Source organism: Fluviirhizobium alvei, assembly GCF_030551875.1.
GTDB classification, from domain to species: domain Bacteria; phylum Pseudomonadota; class Alphaproteobacteria; order Rhizobiales; family Rhizobiaceae; genus Rhizobium_E; species Rhizobium_E alvei.
The window spans coordinates 76,669-96,079 of record NZ_JAUOZU010000010.1; the positions used below are offsets into that span (position 1 = coordinate 76,669).

Here is a 19,411-nt window from a genome sequence, read left to right on the forward strand (position 1 = left end):
TACCCCCAATGCCCGAATTGGCTTCGGACCCATAATTTGATCATATTCATAATAGATATGATCAAATTTGTAAATCACCGAAATCACTGCAAATCGACATTTGCTGTGCTAAGGCGAATTTCGAAGATGCGCTGGGCAGAGGAAACGGACGAACCCGATGGACGCGAAACAGATTTCGGTCAGCAGCGAAGCCAAGCTGAAGGGCGAATCCACCAAGAAGTGGGTCTATCGGTCATTGAGCCGCGCCATCATGTCCGGCCGTTTTCCGCCGGGTCAGCCCGTTACGATCTCGGGCCTGTCCGAAAGCCTCGGCGTCAGCACCATGCCTGTACGGGGAGCCCTCGATCAGCTGATCGCCGATGGTGCGCTCGAATATCTCGACAATCGGCGCGTTCGCGTCCCCGACATCGGCCCGGACCGGTTCGATGAACTGATCGCCACCCGGATTGCACTGGAAACGGTGGCCGCCGAGCGGGCGATGCATTTCATCGACTATATCCGGATCGAGCAACTGGTGACGCTCGACAACAAGATCGACGAAGCCTACGAGGACGGCAATATCGAACTCGGAATCGAACGCAATTTCGCCTTCCACCGCTGCATGTATGATGTACGGCCGTCCTTCGTGTTGTTGCCGCTGATCGAATCCGTCTGGCTGCGAATGGGCCCCTTCATGCGCGAAGCGGTCGCTCATCTCGACCAGAGCTATCAGGTCGACCGTCATGGGGAAGCGATCGAGGCGATCAAGCGTCGCGATGCGGTCGCACTCAAGGAAGCCATCACAGCCGATATTCAGGATGGCACCGGCCATGTCGGGCGTCTCAGGCTCCTGAATGTCGCAAAGGCCACCAGTGCGCGCTGAAACGGAAAGCCCTAGATCAGCCTTCAGACCAGGGCGCTGAGACGCGCGAACGCCGTGGATGACATCGGCGGCGTCTTGAGTGCGGAAAACAGCCGCGGCCAATGGCTGAAGAAAAGCAACTGGCCCGCATCCGGCACGGTCTCGATCGTGGTGCCGGGCACCTCATCCACGAAGGTCTGGCTTTTGTAGAGCCTGATGATCTGGTCATCCTCGCCATGCAGGATATGGAACTTGTGGCGGCAGGCGCGCGCCTCGGCAACGAAATCCGTCTGGGCGATCAGGCATTCGAGCGAAAAGGAAGCAACGCTCTTATGCAACGCATAGATCGAACCCTTCGCAATCAGGTCAATCGTTTCCTGGCTTTCGACGGCCTTCGCGTCTGACTTGCCGTCGCGGCAATTGTAACGAACGAACTCGTTGACCTGCCGGCTTTCCATGCAGGTAATCATGGCCCAGGCGACGACGGGAAGCACCTGCGGAAAATGGCGGGCAAGACGGGTTACGAAACGTTGCCGCTGCGGCATGTCAGCGATCCAGTGTGGACGCCAGATCGGCACATGCGAAACCGCAATCATGCGGCTGACCTTGTCCGGATCCCGACTGGCAAAGCGCAGCGCAAAGGCTGAACCAGCCGCATGGCTCATCACGATGGTATTGGCGATCCCGAGATGCCGCAACAATTCCGCACAGTCCGCTGCAGCAAGATCAAGCAACATTTCCGGAGATGATTTCGGTGCTGGATCCGTCAGGCCCATCCCCGGGCGATAGGGCGCGATGAAGCGGAAACCATCGAGTTGTGCCTGCTGGAGCGCGGCTTCTGACAATTCCGCACCATAAGGAAGATTGTGAAACAGAAGCACTGGACGACCGTCAGGTGCGCCCTGTTCAAGATAGTCGAGCCTGCGCCCGTCCGGGAGCGTGACTTGCCGGCGAACCTTGTAAAAAACCTGTCCTGAACCGCCATTCTGGCCGGCCTGTGCGACAAGGGTCGCCGTGAAGCCACACAACAGTCGCACCAAGCCGGGCAGATCCCGGACGGACGTCTTGTTCTTGATGGTTTTGATCTGGGTTCGGACGGTTTCGACAGAAACGCCGCGTTCAGAGGCAATGTCTGCCAGTCGCAATCCACTGGCGAGCAAGACCGCGACCTGCGTTTCGGCAGGCGTAAGCCCGTGCGCGATCCTAAACAGCTCGGTCACACGTCCATCAAATCCAAAATCGACAATCGACAGCAGGAACAGATCTGGATCTCCGCCCGCCATGGACGGATCGATCCGGTTCACGAGAACGCTCGTCTGGCTGGTCTGCAGTGAAGCGATCTGGCCCGCGATCGCCAATGGCTGGCCCACTTCGCCGCGGCGAAAATAGTCGCGCAGCTGTCGCAGGACATCCTTGTGTGTGATGAGATCACTCAGGACTGCCGGCAAAGCTCCGTACTTGCGTCGGGCAACGTTGTTACCGGCCAACATGACTTCGGAGCGGGACAGGATATAGGTCGGGTTCGGGACCGATTCAACGATTGCGGCGAGCCGTTGCTCTTCCGTGGTCGTGCGGCCGATCCGCTCCTGAATGCTCCGTGCGACACCGATATGAGAGAGGGTCGCTTCGCTCAACACCGCATCGGACGCGACTTCGCCATCGAACAGCATCGTGTCGAGATCATGCAGAACCTTGGCAAAATCGTTTGGAGACAAAGTCGCCGCATAGATGGCGGCGATCAAGTCATTCGTATCTGTCGACATTGTGCACTGAGCTCAAAGGCATAGTGAATTTTCCGTTTCATGCCACGGTTCAGCGCCAAGGAAAAGGCTCCGGCCTGCCGACCGGAGCCTGAATTTTGTCAAATGGCTAACGGCCTCAATCCTCGATGATTGCGACCGCCCGGCACCAACCTGCAGAAGCCCCCTCGATCTTGACCGGAAAGCAGCTCACCATGAAGCCGGTTGCAGGAAGCGCCTCGAGATTGCTGAGCTTCTCGATATGGCAATAGGCCTGCTCGGCCCCGGCCTTGTGCCCTTCCCAGAACAGCGAATAGTCGCCGGTCTCGCGGATCTTCTTGGCCGTATAGGCAAAGGGCGCATCCCAGCTCCAGGCATCAATCCCGGTCACGCGGACGCCCCGGCTGGTGAGGTACAGCGTGGCCTCGCGCCCCATGCCGCAACCACGACCGACGAAATCCGGCTCGCCATAACGGGCGCCGGCCGCCGTGTTGACCAGCACGATATCGAAGGGCTGCAGGTCATGACCGATACGGGCCAGTTCCGCCTCCACATCTGCGGCCGTACAGACATAGCCATCCGGCTTGTCGCGGAAATCAAGCTTGACGCCGCGGCCATAGCACCATTCCAGCGGTACCTCGTCGATGGTCCAGGCGCGTTCGCCATTGTTCATCGTCGGATGATAGTGCCAAGGCGCATCGAGATGGGTCCCGACATGGGTCGTGATCTCGCAGCGTTCGGAGGCACAGCCCTTGCCCTCGAGCTGCTCCGAAACCGGCACGCCGGCCATCTGCTCGAATTCCCTGGCCCCGAAATCATGATCGAGATAGGTGATCTTCGGGGTCAGGCCGGGCGGATCGGAGGCGATCCCGGCCTTCAGTGTCACGGAGATATCGATAAACCGCCGGCTCATGCGTTTGCATTTCCAGCGGGTGCCGGGCCGCGTGGTGGCGGTGGCGGCAGATCTGCTTTCGAACGGATATGGGCCGGGAATCCTTCGGGCATATACCGCACAATCCATTCGGGCGGATTATTGGCGATGAAAGCCGGCGGATTGGTCATCCAGATCTGGGTTCCGAAGAGGGCATTCCACTCGCGCGGCACATAACCATCATCGAGGTAATCGGAATCGGCGCCATATTCCGCTTCTCCGCCTGCCGGGCACTTGATGTAGCAGAAGAGTGCCGATGCGATACGGTGACGCCCGGTGCCGAGGAAGCCGTAGGTCCAGCCCTTGCGGGTCATGTAATTGCCACCGATCATCATCTCGTCGATATCCTCGACGCCGAAATTGGCATGGTGGAAGACCGGATAGCCCGGTGCACCGGCAGCATTCTGATCGAGGAAGAACAGGCTGTGATGGTCATTGGCGCCATCGCAGCGCATGTAAATGCCGAAACCCAGCTGATGTTCGGAGAGACGGAAATTCAGCCGTTCCTCCATGAAACGGAAACTCTTGACGAAATCCTCGACCGCAAAGACCACATGGGTGATCGTCTTCGGGCGCGCCCGCGTCTTCCATTTGCGGGAATTGTTGAGACGATGAACATTACCCGGCGCATTCAGCGGATCGGGCGCATAGACCACCTTCTTGCGTTCGTAGAGGCGCAGCCCCATGGCCAGACCGCAATCGGTCATGAAATGGGCTGTCCCGTCAGCATCGCGGCGGACTTCCCGATCCACGGCAAGCGAAGCGACCAGCTTTTCGAGGTTCTCCGCCTTGTCGACACCCCAGATCACTTCCTTGACGCCGTAATCGCGCAGGACCGACTTGGGCAAGCTTGGATCATCGACCTTGCGCAGTACCACATGTGATCCTTCATCGAGCTGGAAATGCGAGTATGTCTCGTCGCTTTCTGCGAGCACAAGACCGAAATCCTCGAAAAACCGGGTCGATTCAGCGAGATCCGGAACGCCATAGATCAGGGACTCGATACCAATGATGGCCATGTTCCTATCCTTCCTTGCATTGAATGTTGATCATCTGCCGGCCGAGACCGGTCGCAACAGCCTCGACAATGTCGCCATCCTGAAGCGGCTGACACATCAAATCGCTTTTGCCGCCAAGAACCAGCACGTCGCCCGGCAAAAGCAGCGTGCGGCGGGAGAGCGAGGCGACGAGCGCGGGGATGCCCTGGACGAGGTCGCCCAACCGTCCGCGTTCAAGCGGCGGCCCGTTGAGGCCGAGCTGGTATTCGAGGGACGCTGCATCGGATACGAACGCCCGTGGAACGAGCAGCGGTCCGAGCGGCAACGTTCCGGGAATGCCGAGCCGGTCGAACGTCTCGTCCGCATTCTCGCTGGCGATCTCGGTCGCGAGACAATAGCCGGCGATTCCGCCCATCGCCTCGGTCTCGTCGACATTCCGCATCATGCGACCGATCACGAGGCCAAGCGAAAAGACGGGCCGGCTGTCGCGCATATCCTCCGGCATGAAGAATGGATCGGCAGGCAGGCCGATCACCACATGCGGCAGAGACGAGACGCGACCATCCGTCGAAGAGCGGCGGAAAACCTGACGCGGACCGGTGAGCAGCTTGCCCGCCTTGAGAAATTCCTCAGGCATGAAGCCGCCGCGATGACCGCGGGCATCATCATCCTCAGCCAGGCAGCGGACCAGTTCGGACAGGCAGGCGAAATTCCAGTCCCAGTCCGCAAGCAGGCCATGCACGCTGTCGGTTCCCGTCAGCCGGATCCCCTTTTTGCCCGCCAGAGGCAGCACGGACGCCAGCGGCACAGCGGCGCCGTCATCGAAGACGAGAGCCGGAAAGGAGGGGCTGCCGGAGATCGAAAAGCTGCCGATCGAAAAGGGGATGGCCTGCGCTTCGGAGCCCGAATTCATCGCGGATATCTCCCCGCCTTGATTTCGGCAAAGGTCTCGGCCACCCAGTCGTTGATATAGTCGGTACCGTAGGTCTGGGTATCGGCGCCGGCATGTTCGATGCAGCCGGTTTCGCGATCGAAGATCTTCAGTTCCTTTTTCGGGCTGTTGACCAGCTGGTCATAGGTCTGGTGGGCGTAGTCGAGGCTGATCTGGCGGTCATTGATGCCGTGCGTCACCAGGAACGGCACGCGCACGCGGTCGAGAATGCCGTTAAGGTGCATGTTCGATGCAATCGACATGAATTCATCGATCGTCTCGCCGCCGAAAACCCAGCGCACATGCTCCCAATAGTGCGGCACCGGCCGATCCCCTTCGCGACGCAACCGCTTTTCCTGGACCTCGGCCCAGTTGTGGTTGGCGCCGAACACGACGCCGAGCGCGAAGCGCGGTTCCATTGCCACGGCGCGCGGGCAATAATAGCCGCCGAGCGAAATGCCCCAGAGACCGATCCGCGACGGATCGACATCGTCGCGCGCCTCAAGCCAGTCGACCACCTTCGAAGCCCAGCGTTCGCTGTTGTAAACGGCCTTCATGTCGTGCAGGCGCAGCGCTTCACCGGTGCCGGGTTGGTCGATGCAGAGCGACGAGACGCCACGGCGTGCAAGACCTTCGGGCGCACCCGGAAGGTAAAGCATCTCCTTGCAGCTATCGAGACCGTTGACATGCACGAGAATTGGCGCCGGCCCATCAGCCGTTGCCGGCGCGAGCGTGAGATAGCCGGAGATCACCCCGCCATCGTAGGGAATTTCCACTCTCTGGCAGTTCTCGCCATTCAATTCGACAAATTTCGAGAAACTGTCGAGCATCTTGCGATAGGTCTGCAATCGCGGCGCAAAACCATGGGCCTGCATGCGCTCGGCGATCATGTAATAGATTGAGGCGCGCTTGTGCTTGCGGGCGGCGCTGAACCTGCGGTTCAGCCGCATGTCTTCGTCGGCTTGGGCGACCAGCTTGTCAGCCATGGCATTCCAGGCTGCGAGGAAGGCCTGCGTCCCCTCGTCGTCGCCACGGGTCGAAATCTCGACCAGCGGCTTGCACATCTCATCGATCTCGCCAATCTCGGCGCCCATGATCATGGCAATGTTGACCGAGAGATTCCAGACATAGTTATTGGGGAAATAGAAAAACATCTTCTGTCCTTGTCATGCAGGTCTCATGCCGGCTGGGCCAGCACGGCAAAGGCACGGCCGTAAACTTCCGGCACGTTGACTTTCATTTCCGGGTTCATTTCGCCCTCGCCGAGAAGGATCGAATTGTCGACAACGGTCTTCACCCGGTCGAAACGGCGCCGCATGAAGGCTGCAAGCGCGCTTTCAACCGAACTCGCCTTTGAGAGCTCGTCTGCCAGGACGACCGAATCCTCGACGGCCAATGCAGCACCCTGCCCCATATGCGGCGTGGTCGAATGGGCGGCATCGCCAATCAGGATCGCGCGACCACGATACCAGGGATCAGGCATCAGCAGGGTTTCGAGCGGACGATAGACGACCAGTGCCGGGTCGATGATCTGTTCGCGAACTTTCGCCATCAGGCCGCCGTAACCTTCAAGACGGTTGCGCAATTCGTCGGCAAGCGTCTCAGGCTGAAAGCGCGGATTGCCGGGTTCTCCAGCAACGTAGAAGATATACATCGAGTTCTCGTCGAGCGGCACCAGGCCTGCGGTCGCACCCGGCTTGCCGCGGAAGAGTTCCATGTCAACGAAATCCGCCGGGCGTGGAATGTTGTAGCGCCACACGCCCTGACCCGTGAACGCGGGTTTGTAGTCCTCGCCGAACAGGCGCCGGCGCATCTGCGACTTGACGCCATCGGCACCAATGACGAGATCGTAACGCCCGCTCGTACCATCGGTGAACGTCACGGCAACGCCATCGGGTCCCTCCACCATGTCCTTCACGGTCACGCCGAGGCGCACAGGAATGTTTTGGGTGCGAACAGCGTCCGTCAGGATCTTGTGCAGCGCCGGCCGGGTGAGACCGAGATTGGCGGCGTATTTGGCGCTGCCGACCTTGATCGGCGGCTGGCTGTAGCGGCGGTTGCCATCGATATCGCAGTGGTGGATTCCCTCGTAAGGAAAGCCCGCTTCGATCGACTTGTCGGCTACGCCGAGCGCATCCATGGCGACGAGGAAGTTGCCCTGAACGATGATCCCGACATGATAGACCTGCCAGCGCTCGTTCAGTTCGACGATTTCCGCGTCGATACCCTTCTGCTTGAGAGCGACCGCTGCGGACAGGCCGCCGATACCGCCGCCAACCACCAATACATTCTTCACTACAGTCATAACCATTTCCTCAGCGTGACTGGAACCGCAGTCCGATGGCTGCAAGAGCCAGAATAAGAGCCACGATGCCTATGATTCCGATACTTCCCGACAGGCCGGCGCCGGCCGCCGTCAGAGCGATGACGATGATCGGGCTCACGAAATTGCCGAGGAAGAAGGCGGTCTGGAAGCCCCCGGTGCCGCGACCGCGCTGGTCGAATGGCAGGCGTTCCATGATGGCCGTCAGCATCAGCGGCAGCGCAACACCCGCACCGAGGCTTCCGACGACGATACCGGCGAGCAGGAGCGCGTAATTGGTCGTCTGCGATACGATGCCAAAGCCGATCGCCATCAACAGGAAGGCGAGGAACATGTTCTGCCAGAATGGCTTGGACGAACGCATGCGAAACAATCCGGCGCCAAGTGGAACAGCGATTGCACCGGCGGCATTGGTCAGGCCGATGATCATCGGCGCGCTGTAGCCGATCGCAGTCAGCAGGAACGGAACCTGGATCGGCAACAGAAAGAACATGATGCTTGCCATCAGCGCAGCGATATAGAGCCCGCTGACCCGGCGCCACGGGAAGCCACGGCTCGGCTCTTCATCCTGGGCATGAACGGAAGGCTCATCGAGGAAGATGATGCAGAGCGGCACGGCCACAAGCGCCAGAAGATAGACGTAAAACGCATGGCGCCAGTCACCATCACCGATAATGCCGCCGAGCGCGAGGAAGAAGATACCGGCAACAGAGGCTGCCGCAGTCTGGAAGACCAGCCATTTCTCCCGTTCGGCGCCACGGAAATAATCACCGATGAGCGTGGTGCTCGCAGTCATGACGGCGGCTTCGGCGATGCCCAGGGCAATCCGGAAACCGATGATGATGCCAAGGTCTTCGAGAAATGCCGGCGCCACGCCGATCAACCCGTAACAGGCGAGCGAAAGGACCAACAGGCGCTTGCGGCCGATCGCATCGACGATGCGACCCCAGAGAGGAGCCGAAATGGCAACGGCGAGTGCGGGGATGGCGAGCGCCATCAGGCCCTTTTGTTCGGCTGCCGGATCGGCGGAGAAATGCGCCACCATCGAGGGCAGCACCGGCGCCAGCAAAAGAGCGGCAGCCACAGAAACGAGCGAAAGCAGGGCGAGCAAGGTTCCCTGGAAATTGCCCGCGCGCACCGCTGGCGCGCCGGCCGTATTGGTCATGGTCATGATGGTCCTCCTGGCTTGTGCACCCTCCTGCACAATTGACTTTTGTTTAGCCTTGAGCCGCCATCCCGAAAAACGAATTGTTCAGGTTGCACCTATTTGCATTTCGGGTAGATTATCTCCATTGGAGGATCGCATGCGCTTTCACGGACTGGACCTGAACCTTTTGGTGGCACTCGACGCGCTTTTGGCGGAGAGAAATACGATCAGAGCCGGGGAGCGCCTCAATCTCAGCCAGTCGGCTGCCTCAAGCGCGCTCGTTCGTCTGAGGGAGCATTTTCGCGACGATCTTCTCGTCCAGGTCGGACGAAACCTCGTTCCTACGCCGCGCGCGCTCGAACTTGCTCCCGTGATCCGCTCCATCCTGCTGCAGATCGAAGGCAAGGTGCTGAGCGATGCGGATTTCGATCCGGAAACATCGACACGACGATTTCGCATCATGGCATCGGATTATGTTTCGATGGTCTCACTGCGCCATGGTCTGCGGGCGATCGGCAAGATCGCACCTTCCATGCGCTTCGAGATCCTGCCGGTGAGCCTGTCCCCGCTCGAGGCGATGGACCGCGGCGAGGCCGATCTCCTGATCATGCCGGATTTCTACCTGTCACCCGAACATCCGACCCGACTACTGTTCGAGGACAGTTATGTCTGTATCGCAGCGGCGGAAAACCGGGAGATCGGCGACCGGCTGACGTTCGATCAGTATCTGGGCTTCCCGCATGTGACGGTGCGCTTCTCCAATGGCCGCCAACCGGCCTTCGAAGACTGGTTTGTCGGACGGTTCGGCCAGAGCCGGACCATCGACATCACCACCTCAAACCATGCGACGCTGCCCTATTTCGTGGCAGGAACCCGTCGTATCGCGACCCTGCACGCGCGCCATGGTCAATTGGCGGCGCAGAATCTTCCCCTGCGGCTGGTTGAAGTGCCGACCGAGATCCCGCCAATCCGCGAGGTGATCCAGTGGAATGCCATCAATTCCGGCGATGACGCGATGATGTGGGTTGTCGAGATGCTTGTCGCCCACCACGATCAGGCCGATCACGGCCATGATACGCGACTGGCGGAACCATTCCCGGCGCCCTGAAAACGGATCGGCGTTTCAGCCCCCGTGGCGGAAGATCCCGACGATCTGCCGGGCAATGTCGCGCGGCCCCATGCGCCCTTCCTTGTACCAGCTGCTGACATTGTTGAGCAGCGTCAGCAAAAGCAGACGATAGACGCCACGATCAAACGATGCCGGCAGCGGCAGATCATCGATCAGATCGCGAAAGATCAGTTCGAACGTATCGCGCTTGGCAACCAGCCGATCCCGGATTTCGGCCGGTGTTGAGGCAAAATCATTCATCAGCGGCATGGTCAGCGAGTTCGGATCGAGCTGGATTTCCAGCATGGTCCCGCAGGCTGCCTCCAGCCGTTCCCAAGGATCGGTCAGGCCCGAAATCGCTGTCTGGATCCTGTCGCCCGCCACCTGCAGCGCAACATCGTGAATGCGAACGAACAGAGCTTCCTTGGATTTGATGTAGTGATAGAGAGAGCCCCCAAGAAGACCAACCTTCTCGCCGATATCCCTCACTGAGGTCGCGGCATAGCCACGTTCGGCAAACAGCGCCGCCGCTGCTTCAAGGATATCGCGATGGCGCTCGCTGAGATCGCTCGCGGCGAGGGCGATCCCGAAACGTCCGTTCGGCGACTGCCCCATTTCCTTGTCATGATTGTCCGTCATGGTCCCCCCGGTCATCCCGCATGTCGGTTCGGGCGCTCGGCCCTGCCACATACGACCAATGCCTTACACCGGCTTGGCGGTACCGGTAAAGATTGGGCTTGCAAATTGTAACAATCGTTTGGTACATACCCGTCCGTCAGAGGAGGACAGGATGAGCGAGCAAAACCGTGAATCGATGGAATTCGATGTGGTTATTGTCGGCGCGGGGCCAGCGGGGCTTGCAAGCGCCATCCGCCTCAAGCAATGCGCGCTCGAAGCCGGATCCGACATTTCTGTTGTCGTCGTCGAAAAGGGCTCGGAAGCCGGCGCGCATATTCTCTCTGGCGCCGTCATCGATCCTTCTGGCCTCGACCGCCTGTTGCCGGACTGGCGCGAGGATGCCGATCGCCCTCTGACGACGGAAGTTTCCGACGATCGTTTCTATTTCCTGGGCCCGGCAGGTTCGATCCGCCTGCCGAACATGCTGATGCCGCCGCTGATGAACAATCACGGCAATTTCATCGGCTCGCTTGGCACCGTCGTCCGCTATCTGGCCGCCCGCGCCGAAGCGCTCGGCGTCGAGATCTATCCCGGCTTTTCTGCTACCGAGATCCTCTATGACGAAACAGGCGCCGTCGCCGGCATTGCCACCGGCGACATGGGTATCGGCCGCGATGGCGAGCCCAAGGCAGATTTCACCCCGGGTATGGAACTGCGCGCCAAATACACGATCTTTTCCGAGGGCGCCCGCGGCAGCCTCACCAAGCAACTGCTCGCCCGTTTCGACCTGACGGAAGGCCGCTCGCCGCAAAAGTTCGGCATCGGCATCAAAGAGCTCTGGCAGGTCAAGCCCGACAGGTTCCGCAAGGGGCTGGTGCAGCATTCGTTCGGCTGGCCGCTGGATATCAAGACGGGCGGCGGCTCGTTCCTTTACCATTTCGACGATCATCTGGTGACGGTCGGCTTCGTCCTGCATCTTGATTATCGTAATCCGACACTGTCGCCCTTCGATGAATTCCAGCGCTTTAAGACCCATCCGGCCATCCGCGACACGTTCGAAGGTGGCAAGCGGCTTGCTTATGGCGCCCGGGCGCTTACCGAAGGCGGCTGGCAGTCGGTGCCGAAACTCGCCTTCCCCGGTGGCGTTCTAACCGGTTGCGCTGCAGGTTTCATGAATGTGCCGCGCATCAAGGGCAGTCATAACGCCATTCATTCCGGCATCCAGGCTGCGGACGCCATTCATGCCGCCCTGATTGATGGTCGAGCCAACGATACGGTTGCAGGCTACGATGATGGTTGGAAGAATTCGCCCATCGGGCGCGACCTCAAGCCGGTGCGCAACGTCAAGCCGCTGTGGTCGCGGTTCGGAACCATGGTCGGCGTCGGTCTGGGCGGCATCGACATGTGGCTGCAGACCCTGACGGGCCTGTCGCCCTTCGGTACGCTGAAGCACAAGAAGCCCGACTATCAGAGCCTCAAACCCATTTCGGAAGTCACCCCGATCCGATATCCCAAGCCAGACGGGATCCTGACTTTCGACCGGCTGTCCTCGGTGTTCTTGTCGAACACCTATCATGAGGAAGACCAGCCGGTTCACCTTCGTCTTGCCGATCCCAGCATTCCGATCGCGAAAAACCTGCCGCTCTATGGCGAACCGGCGCGGCTCTTCTGTCCGGCCGGCGTCTACGAAGTGGTCCGCGACGAGGATGGAAACAATCCCCGCTTCGTGATCAACGCGCAGAACTGCGTTCACTGCAAGACCTGTGACATCAAGGATCCGGCCCAGAACATAACCTGGGTGCCACCCGAAGGCGGCGGCGGACCCAATTACCCCAACATGTAACCGAATTCGAACCAGGAGAGCCCCATGTCTGCTGCTTACATCGTCGATTACCTGCGCAGCCCCTTTGCTCCGGCCTATCGCGGCGCCCTGGCCGGCGTCCGTCCGGATGATCTTGCCACCGGCGTGCTCAAGGCGCTGATGGCCCGCGCTGGCTTCGATGCATCCGAAATCGAGGATATCAACCTCGGCTGCGCTTTCCCGGAAGGTGAACAGGGGCTCAATATCGCCCGCTGCGTCGGTCTCAATGCCGGCCTGCCGCAATCGGTCGGCGGCTCTACCGTCAATCGCTGGTGCGGCTCCTCGATGCAGGCGATCCAGATGGCCGCAGGCGCAATTGCCATGGGCGCCGGTGATGCCTTCATCGCCGGCGGCGTTGAAAACATGAGCCGGGTGCCGATGATGGGCTTCAACCCGATGCCCAATCCGGCCTGGAGCGACGCCCAGCGCATCGCCTTCCTCAATATGGGCCTGACGGCGGAAAATCTCGCCGATCGCTATTCGCTGAGCCGCGAGGAACAGGACGCCTTTTCGCTGGCGAGCCAGGAAAAAGCCCTTGCCGCCAGAGCCGATGGCCGCCTGGCGCAGGAAATCGCGCCGATCGGCGATGTCACGACCGATGGCTGCCCGCGCGAAACCGATCCGGCCAAGCTCGCCGGCCTCAAGACAGCCTTCAAGGCCGACGGCAGCGTCACGGCCGGCAATTCCTCACCGCTGACCGACGGCGCCTCGATGACGCTCGTCTGCTCGGAAGCCTTCGTGAAGCGGCATGACCTGAAGCCCCTCGCCCGCATCGCCGGCTATGCCATTGCCGGCTGCGCACCGGAAATCATGGGCATCGGCCCGGTCGAAGCCACCCGCAAGGCGCTCAAGCGTGCCGGGATCTCCGCTGCCGATCTTGACGTCATCGAGATGAACGAAGCGTTCGCCGCCCAGGTTCTCGCCTGCTGCCGCGACCTCGAAATCGATCCGGCAAGCCTCAACCGCGATGGCGGTGCGATTGCGCTCGGCCATCCGCTCGGCGCCACCGGTGCCCGCCTCGTCGGCAAGGCGTCGAGCCTGCTCAAGCGGGACGGCGGCCGCTACGGCCTTGCCACCCAGTGCATTGGCGGCGGTCAGGGCATCGCCATGGTCGTGGAGGCCGCATGATGTCGATTGCGATCAGAAAAGCCGGCGTCATCGGCGCCGGCGTCATGGGCTCGGGCATCGCTGCCCATCTCGCCAATGCCGGACTTGACGTCGTGCTGCTCGACATGGAGAAAAAATTCGCCGATGCCGGCGTCGAGCGCCAGCTCAAGGCCAATGGCTTCATGGACGCGGGTTTCGCCAAGCGCATCCGCACCGGCTCGACCGCCGATGATCTTGCCCTTCTCGCCGATGCCGACTGGATCATCGAGGCGGTGGCCGAAAAGCTCGAGATCAAACAATCGCTCTATCGCGCCATCGATGGCGTGCGAAAAGAGGGCTCGGTCGTCTCGTCGAACACCTCGACCATTCCGCTATCTGCCCTCGTCGGCGGGTTGCCGGATGCCTTTGCGGCTGATTTCCTGATCACCCATTTCTTCAACCCGCCCCGCATCATGCGCCTTCTCGAAGTCGTTTCGGGGCCGAAGACGCGCCCGGGCATCACCGCCGCGATCTCCGATTTCGGGGATCGTACGCTCGGCAAATGCGTCGTCGCCTGCAAGGATACGCCCGGCTTTATCGCCAACCGCATCGGCAGTTTCTGGATGGTTGTCGCCCAGAACGAGGCAATCCGCCTCGGTCTCGACGTCGAGGAAGCCGATGCCGTGATCGGCAAGCCGTTCGGCATTCCTTCGACCGGCATTTTCGGCCTGCTCGATCTTGTCGGCATCGATCTGATGCCGACCATCATCCGCAGCCTGCAGAACGCTCTGCCCAAAACGGACGCCGTCCATGCCTTTGAAGCCGAGCCGTCGCTGATCAGCCGCATGATCGCCGAAAACCGGATCGGCCGTAAAAGCGGCGCGGGCTTCGTCAAACTGTCGGCGGACCGCAAGAGCCGCGAGATTACCGATCTGGTGACTGGTGACTACCGCCCCATGAAGGCCGTCCAGTCCGAAAGCCTCATAGAAAGCCGCGGCGATGCCAGGGCGCTGATGGAACATGCGGGACGCGGCGGCCAATACGCAGCCGCCGTGATGGAAATCACGCTTGCCTACGCAGCCTCGCTGGTACCGGAAATCGCCGATGGTCCCGACGCCATCGATGATGCCATGCGCACCGGATATGGCTGGAAGCAGGGTCCGTTCGAACTGGTCGATCGGCTCGGCGCCGCCTGGCTTGCCGAACGGCTCGCAGCTAAGGGTAAGGCTGTTCCCGCCTATCTGACGCTGGCGACCGAAAAAGGCGGCTTCTATGCGACGATCGATGGTCGCCTGAATTGCCTGCTGCCCGATGGCAGCTTCCGGCCGGTTGCCCGCGGCGAAGGTGTTATCACCATTGCCGACCTGAAGCTTGCGACCCAACCGGTTGCCGATTACGGTCCGGCAGCGCTCTGGGATTTGGGCGACGGCGTTGCCTGCCTCGAGTTCCGCACCAAGATGAACACCTTCTCGAAGGAACTGCTCGAGGCTATCGGCAAGGCGATCGAGGATGTCAAAACCGGCTTCAAGGCTCTGGTGATCGGCTCGGACTCGCCGGTCTATAGTGCGGGCGCCGATCTGCGCGTTTTCCTTGAAACCGTCGAGCAAGGCGGCGCAGAAGCGCTCGGATCCTTCATCGACCTCGGACACAACACGTTCAAGGCGCTGAAATATGCTCCTTTCCCGGTGGTGGGCGCACCTTCCGGCCTTGCTTTCGGCGGCGGGTGCGAAATTCTGCTCCATTGCGATGCGATCCAGGCTCATGCCGAACTGACGACCGGCCTTGTGGAAACCCGCATCGGCGTCGTTCCCGGCTGGGGTGGCTGTAAGGAGATGCTGGTCCGGTCCTACGCCGCCAAAGGTCCGGTTCGTGGACCGGTCGCCCCTGCGATGGCAGCGTTCAACCTCATCGCTCCGGCAAAGGTCTCGGGCAGCGCCTTCGAGGCGCGCAAGCTCGGCTTCCTCCGCCCGACCGACGGGATCACCATGAACCGCGACCGTTTGCTGGCCGATGCGAAGGCCAGGGCACTGTCGCTGGTCGAAGGCTACGTTCCGCAGGAGCCACCGGTCGTTGCCCTGCCGGGTCCCTCTGGCGCCGCTGCAATCATCAACATTATCGAAAGTGAAGCGCTTGCCGGACGTGCAACGGTCCATGACCTCGTGGTCGGCAAAGTTCTCGCCACCCTTCTGACAGGTGGGCCATCGGCCGATCCGCTGCGCCCACTGACCGAGGACGATCTTCTCGCGCTCGAAAGGCAGGCCTTCATTTCACTCTTTGCGGAACCCGCCACCATCGCCCGCGTGCAGCACATGCTGGCGACCGGCAAGCCGCTTCGCAACTGATATCGCAGGCCGGTCCGCTCCTACGGACCGGACGACGCTCGCAACCGAGGAAAGACAAGATGGCAACCTATACGCCCCCGATCGACGACATCGCCTTTCTGCTCAACGATGTGCTCGGATTCGATGATCTCATGCAGGCGCTGCCCGGCCACGAAGAGGTGAATGCCGAGCTCGCCATTTCCGTGCTGGAAGAAGGCGGAAAGTTCTGCGCCGGTATTCTGGAGCCGATCAACCGGTCCGGTGATGAAGAAGGATCGAGGCTCGAAAATGGCGTGGTCTCGACGCCCAAGGGTTTTGCCGAGGCCTACAAGGCCTTCGTCGAGGCCGGTTGGGGTGGCCTGTCCGGAAATGTCGAATTCGGCGGCCAGGGCCTGCCGCGCGTCATGCAGATCCTGCTCGACGAGATGCTCTCCTCGGCAAACCTGTCCTTCGGTCTCTTTCCCGGCCTCACGCGCGGCGCCGTCGAGGCGATCGAGCATCACGCCAGCGAGGAACTCAAGGCAACCTATCTGCCCAAGATGATTTCAGGCGAATGGACCGGTGCCATGGCCCTGACCGAATCGTCAGCCGGGACCGATCTCGGTCTTCTGACCACCCGCGCCGAACCGGTCGGCGACGGCAGCTTCAAGATCAAGGGCAACAAGATCTTCATCTCCTCCGGTGATCAGGATTTCGGCGGCAACATCATCCATCTCGTGCTGGCACGCCTGCCGGATGCCCCGAAGGGCGTGAAGGGCATCAGCCTGTTCCTGGTGCCGAAATTCCTCGTCAACGAGGATGGCAGCCTCGGTGCCCGCAACGGCATGTCGGTCGGCTCGCTGGAACACAAGATGGGCATTCATGCGCAGCCGACCTGTGTGATGAACTATGACGGCGCCGTCGGCTGGATTGTCGGCGAACCCGGCCGTGGCCTCAATGCCATGTTCACGATGATGAATGCCGAACGCCTTTTTGTCGGCATCCAGGGCCTTGGCATCGCCGAAGCCGCCAACCAGAAAGCCGCCCACTATGCCCGCGAGCGCCTGCAGGGTCGTTCGGCCGATGGCAGCCGAGGTCCGGTTCCGATCATCGAACATCCCGATGTGCGCAAGATGCTGCTGACCGGTCGTTCCTTCATCGATGGCGCCCGCGCCCTCGCCATCTGGACGGCCATGCAGATGGATCTGGCGAGCCGGCATCCCGATGCCGAGGAACGCCGCAAGGCCGACGGAATGGTCGCGCTCATGACCCCGGTCGTCAAGGCTGCCTTCACCGATTTCGGTTTCGAGACTGCGGTCATTTCCCAGCAGGTGTTCGGTGGTCATGGCTTCATCCGCGAATGGGGCATGGAACAGTTCGTCCGCGATGCGCGCATCACCCAGATCTACGAAGGCACCAACGGTGTTCAGGCGATGGATCTCGTCGGTCGCAAGCTGACGATGGAGGATGGCGCTCTTGCCGAACGGTTCTTCGCGATGGTCCGCGCCGATCTCAACCAGGCGAAGGCGACAGTTCCCACGATTGCGAATGCGACCGGCGAAGCGCTTGAGCGCCTCGAAACCGCATCAAAGGCGCTCCTCGCTTCCCGCGCCGATCTTGCCGCCGCCGGTTCGGCAGCGACCGATTACCTGCGCCTGTTCGCGCTCGTCAGCTTCGGTTGGATGTGGACGCGCATGGCAGCGGCAACGCAGGACAAGGACAATGCCCTTGCCCGCCGCAAGCAGGCGGTCGCGCAATTCTTCGCCGACAAGATGTTGCCGCAGACGATTGGCCTTGCGGCCTCGATCGCCAACGGCAGCCGCTCGATCATGGCGCTCGACGCCGATCTTTTCTGAAAACGTCTCCCGGGAGGTATGACATGCTTGGTATGATGATGAATACGCCGCTTCTGATCTCTTCGATCCTGCGGCATGCCGAAACCTATCACGGCACGACGGAAGTCGTGTCGAAGACGGTCGAAGGGCCGATCCACCGCTACACCTATGCGGATATGGCGCGCCGCAGCCGCAAGCTCGCCAACGCGCTTTCCCGTCTTGGCCTCGAATTCGGCGATCGCGTCGGTACGCTGGCCTGGAACGGCTATCGTCATATGGAGCTCTATTACGGCGTCTCGGGTTCGGGCTTCGTGTGCCACACGATCAATCCGCGCCTTTTCCGCGAGCAGATCGCCTTCATCATCGAACATGCGGCCGACAAGGCGATCTTCGCCGATCTGAGCTTCGTGCCGATCCTGGAAGCGCTCGCCGATCACCTCAAGGGCATGAAGGCCGTCGTCGTCATGACCGACGCAGCCCACATGCCGAAGTCGGAAATCCTGCCCAACCTCGTCTGCTACGAAACCCTGATCGACGGTGAATCGGACGTATTCGACTGGCCGGAATTCGACGAGAATACCGCGTCCGGCCTGTGCTACACATCGGGCACCACGGGCGACCCCAAGGGTGTTCTCTATTCGCACCGTTCGAGCGTGCTGCATGGCATGGCGATTGCGATGCCGGACGTCCTCTGCGTTTCGGCATCGGATGCTGTGGTGCCGGTCGTGCCGATGTTCCACGTCAATGCCTGGGGCATTCCCTTCGCCGCGCCGATGACCGGCGCCAAGCTGGTCATGCCCGGCCCCAACCTCGATGGTGCCAGTCTGCATGCCCTGTTCGAAGCCGAAGGCGTGACCTTTACCGCCGGTGTTCCGACCGTCTGGCTCGGCCTGCTGGACTGGATGGATGCCCATGGCAAGACGTTTACGACACTCAACCGCGTCGCCATCGGCGGTTCGGCTTCGCCGCCCATCATGATCAGCCGCTTCAACCGCCTCGGCGTCAAGGTTCGTCATGCCTGGGGCATGACCGAAACGAGCCCGGTCGGCCTCGCAGCTACGCTGTTGCCCAAGCATGAGGCGCTTTCGACGGAAGAAAAGCTGATGCTGGAAGCCAAGCAGGGCCGTCCGGTCTATGGCATGGAGTTCCGCATCGAAGGTGCGGACGGCAATCCCATACCGCGTGATGGCAAGGCCTTCGGCGCCATGATGGTGCGCGGCCCCTGGGTCGCCGCAGGCTATTACAACATGGATGAAAGCAGCGCCCATGAGAAGCCGGGCTGGTTCAACACCGGCGACGTCGTGACCATGGATACCGACGGCTTCGTGCAGATCGTCGACCGCACCAAGGATGTCGTAAAGTCGGGTGGCGAGTGGATCTCCTCGATCGAACTCGAAAACATCGCCCAGGCACATCCGGCCATCAAGGAAGCGGCCGTTGTGGCAAAGCCCGACCCGCGCTGGAGCGAGCGTCCGGTGCTGGTGGTCGTCCTGAAGCCGGGCCACAGCTTCACCCGCCACGACATGGTCGATCTCTATACGGGCAAGATTGCCAAGTGGAGCATTCCGGATGACGTGATCGTCGTGGACGAACTGCCGCATACTGCCACCGGCAAGCTTCTCAAGACGGCAATCCGACAGATCGTTCTGGACGAATATGCCCGCACTTCGCCCGACGACATGGCGGGCTGATC

At 61.0% G+C, this 19,411-nt stretch carries 15 protein-coding genes; 7 read left to right on the top strand and 8 right to left on the bottom strand.

The window, feature by feature from the left end:
* The first annotated feature begins 157 nt into the window (after positions 1–157).
* Complete coding sequence (locus Q4481_RS15245; RefSeq protein WP_304377248.1) at positions 158–862, top strand: GntR family transcriptional regulator; 705 nt, start codon at positions 158–160, stop codon at positions 860–862.
* A 23-nt stretch (positions 863–885) separates the two neighbouring features.
* On the opposite strand, the gene Q4481_RS15250 is transcribed toward Q4481_RS15245, so the two are convergent.
* From Q4481_RS15250 to Q4481_RS15280, 7 genes are all read right to left on the bottom strand, one after another.
* A complete protein-coding gene (locus tag Q4481_RS15250) occupies positions 886–2,604 on the bottom strand; it encodes a bifunctional helix-turn-helix transcriptional regulator/alpha/beta hydrolase (RefSeq protein ID WP_304377249.1) in 1,719 nt (572 codons plus the stop codon).
* A 115-nt stretch (positions 2,605–2,719) separates the two neighbouring features.
* On the bottom strand, positions 2,720–3,493 hold the full coding sequence (locus Q4481_RS15255; RefSeq protein ID WP_304377250.1) for a cyclase family protein: 774 nt from the start codon (positions 3,491–3,493) through the stop codon (positions 2,720–2,722).
* Positions 3,490–4,530, bottom strand: coding sequence for a VOC family protein (locus tag Q4481_RS15260; protein ID WP_304377251.1), 1,041 nt, complete (start codon positions 4,528–4,530; stop codon positions 3,490–3,492). Before Q4481_RS15260 ends, Q4481_RS15255 begins: the two co-directional genes overlap by 4 nt.
* A gap of 4 nt (positions 4,531–4,534) precedes the next feature.
* The gene (locus Q4481_RS15265) at positions 4,535–5,422 is read right to left on the bottom strand and encodes a fumarylacetoacetate hydrolase family protein (protein ID WP_304377252.1); all 888 of its coding nucleotides are present in this window, start codon (positions 5,420–5,422) and stop codon (positions 4,535–4,537) included.
* A complete protein-coding gene (locus Q4481_RS15270; RefSeq protein ID WP_304377253.1) occupies positions 5,419–6,594 on the bottom strand; it encodes an alpha/beta hydrolase family protein in 1,176 nt (391 codons plus the stop codon). The genes Q4481_RS15265 and Q4481_RS15270 overlap by 4 nt, the downstream gene beginning before the upstream one ends.
* Before the next feature lie 23 nt (positions 6,595–6,617).
* Complete coding sequence (locus Q4481_RS15275; RefSeq protein ID WP_304377254.1) at positions 6,618–7,745, bottom strand: FAD-dependent oxidoreductase; 1,128 nt, start codon at positions 7,743–7,745, stop codon at positions 6,618–6,620.
* 10 nt (positions 7,746–7,755) lie between these two features.
* Positions 7,756–8,934, bottom strand: coding sequence for an MFS transporter (locus tag Q4481_RS15280; RefSeq protein WP_304377255.1), 1,179 nt, complete (start codon positions 8,932–8,934; stop codon positions 7,756–7,758).
* A gap of 133 nt (positions 8,935–9,067) precedes the next feature.
* Between Q4481_RS15280 and Q4481_RS15285 the strand changes: the two genes are divergently transcribed.
* Complete coding sequence (locus tag Q4481_RS15285; protein WP_304377256.1) at positions 9,068–10,018, top strand: LysR family transcriptional regulator; 951 nt, start codon at positions 9,068–9,070, stop codon at positions 10,016–10,018.
* Between the two features lie 15 nt (positions 10,019–10,033).
* Here the strand turns inward: Q4481_RS15285 and Q4481_RS15290 are convergent, their stop codons facing one another.
* Complete coding sequence (locus Q4481_RS15290) at positions 10,034–10,657, bottom strand: TetR/AcrR family transcriptional regulator (protein ID WP_304377257.1); 624 nt, start codon at positions 10,655–10,657, stop codon at positions 10,034–10,036.
* A gap of 151 nt (positions 10,658–10,808) precedes the next feature.
* On the opposite strand from Q4481_RS15290, the gene Q4481_RS15295 reads away from it, so the two are divergent.
* Genes Q4481_RS15295 through Q4481_RS15315 form a run of 5 tightly spaced genes read left to right on the top strand, consistent with a single transcriptional unit; the run spans position 10,809 to position 19,409 of the window.
* Positions 10,809–12,479 (top strand): electron transfer flavoprotein-ubiquinone oxidoreductase, encoded by a 1,671-nt coding sequence (locus Q4481_RS15295; protein WP_304377258.1) that lies wholly within the window; start codon positions 10,809–10,811, stop codon positions 12,477–12,479.
* Positions 12,480–12,503: 24 nt separating this feature from the next.
* Entirely contained in the window at positions 12,504–13,625 is a 1,122-nt protein-coding gene (locus tag Q4481_RS15300) for a thiolase family protein (protein ID WP_304377259.1), read from the top strand.
* Entirely contained in the window at positions 13,625–15,925 is a 2,301-nt protein-coding gene (locus Q4481_RS15305) for a 3-hydroxyacyl-CoA dehydrogenase/enoyl-CoA hydratase family protein (RefSeq protein ID WP_304377369.1), read from the top strand. The genes Q4481_RS15300 and Q4481_RS15305 overlap by 1 nt, the downstream gene beginning before the upstream one ends.
* A 59-nt stretch (positions 15,926–15,984) precedes the next feature.
* On the top strand, positions 15,985–17,739 hold the full coding sequence (locus Q4481_RS15310) for an acyl-CoA dehydrogenase C-terminal domain-containing protein (protein WP_304377260.1): 1,755 nt from the start codon (positions 15,985–15,987) through the stop codon (positions 17,737–17,739).
* Positions 17,740–17,762: 23 nt separating this feature from the next.
* A complete protein-coding gene (locus tag Q4481_RS15315; RefSeq protein ID WP_304377261.1) occupies positions 17,763–19,409 on the top strand; it encodes a 3-(methylthio)propionyl-CoA ligase in 1,647 nt (548 codons plus the stop codon).
* Positions 19,410–19,411 lie beyond the last annotated feature (2 nt).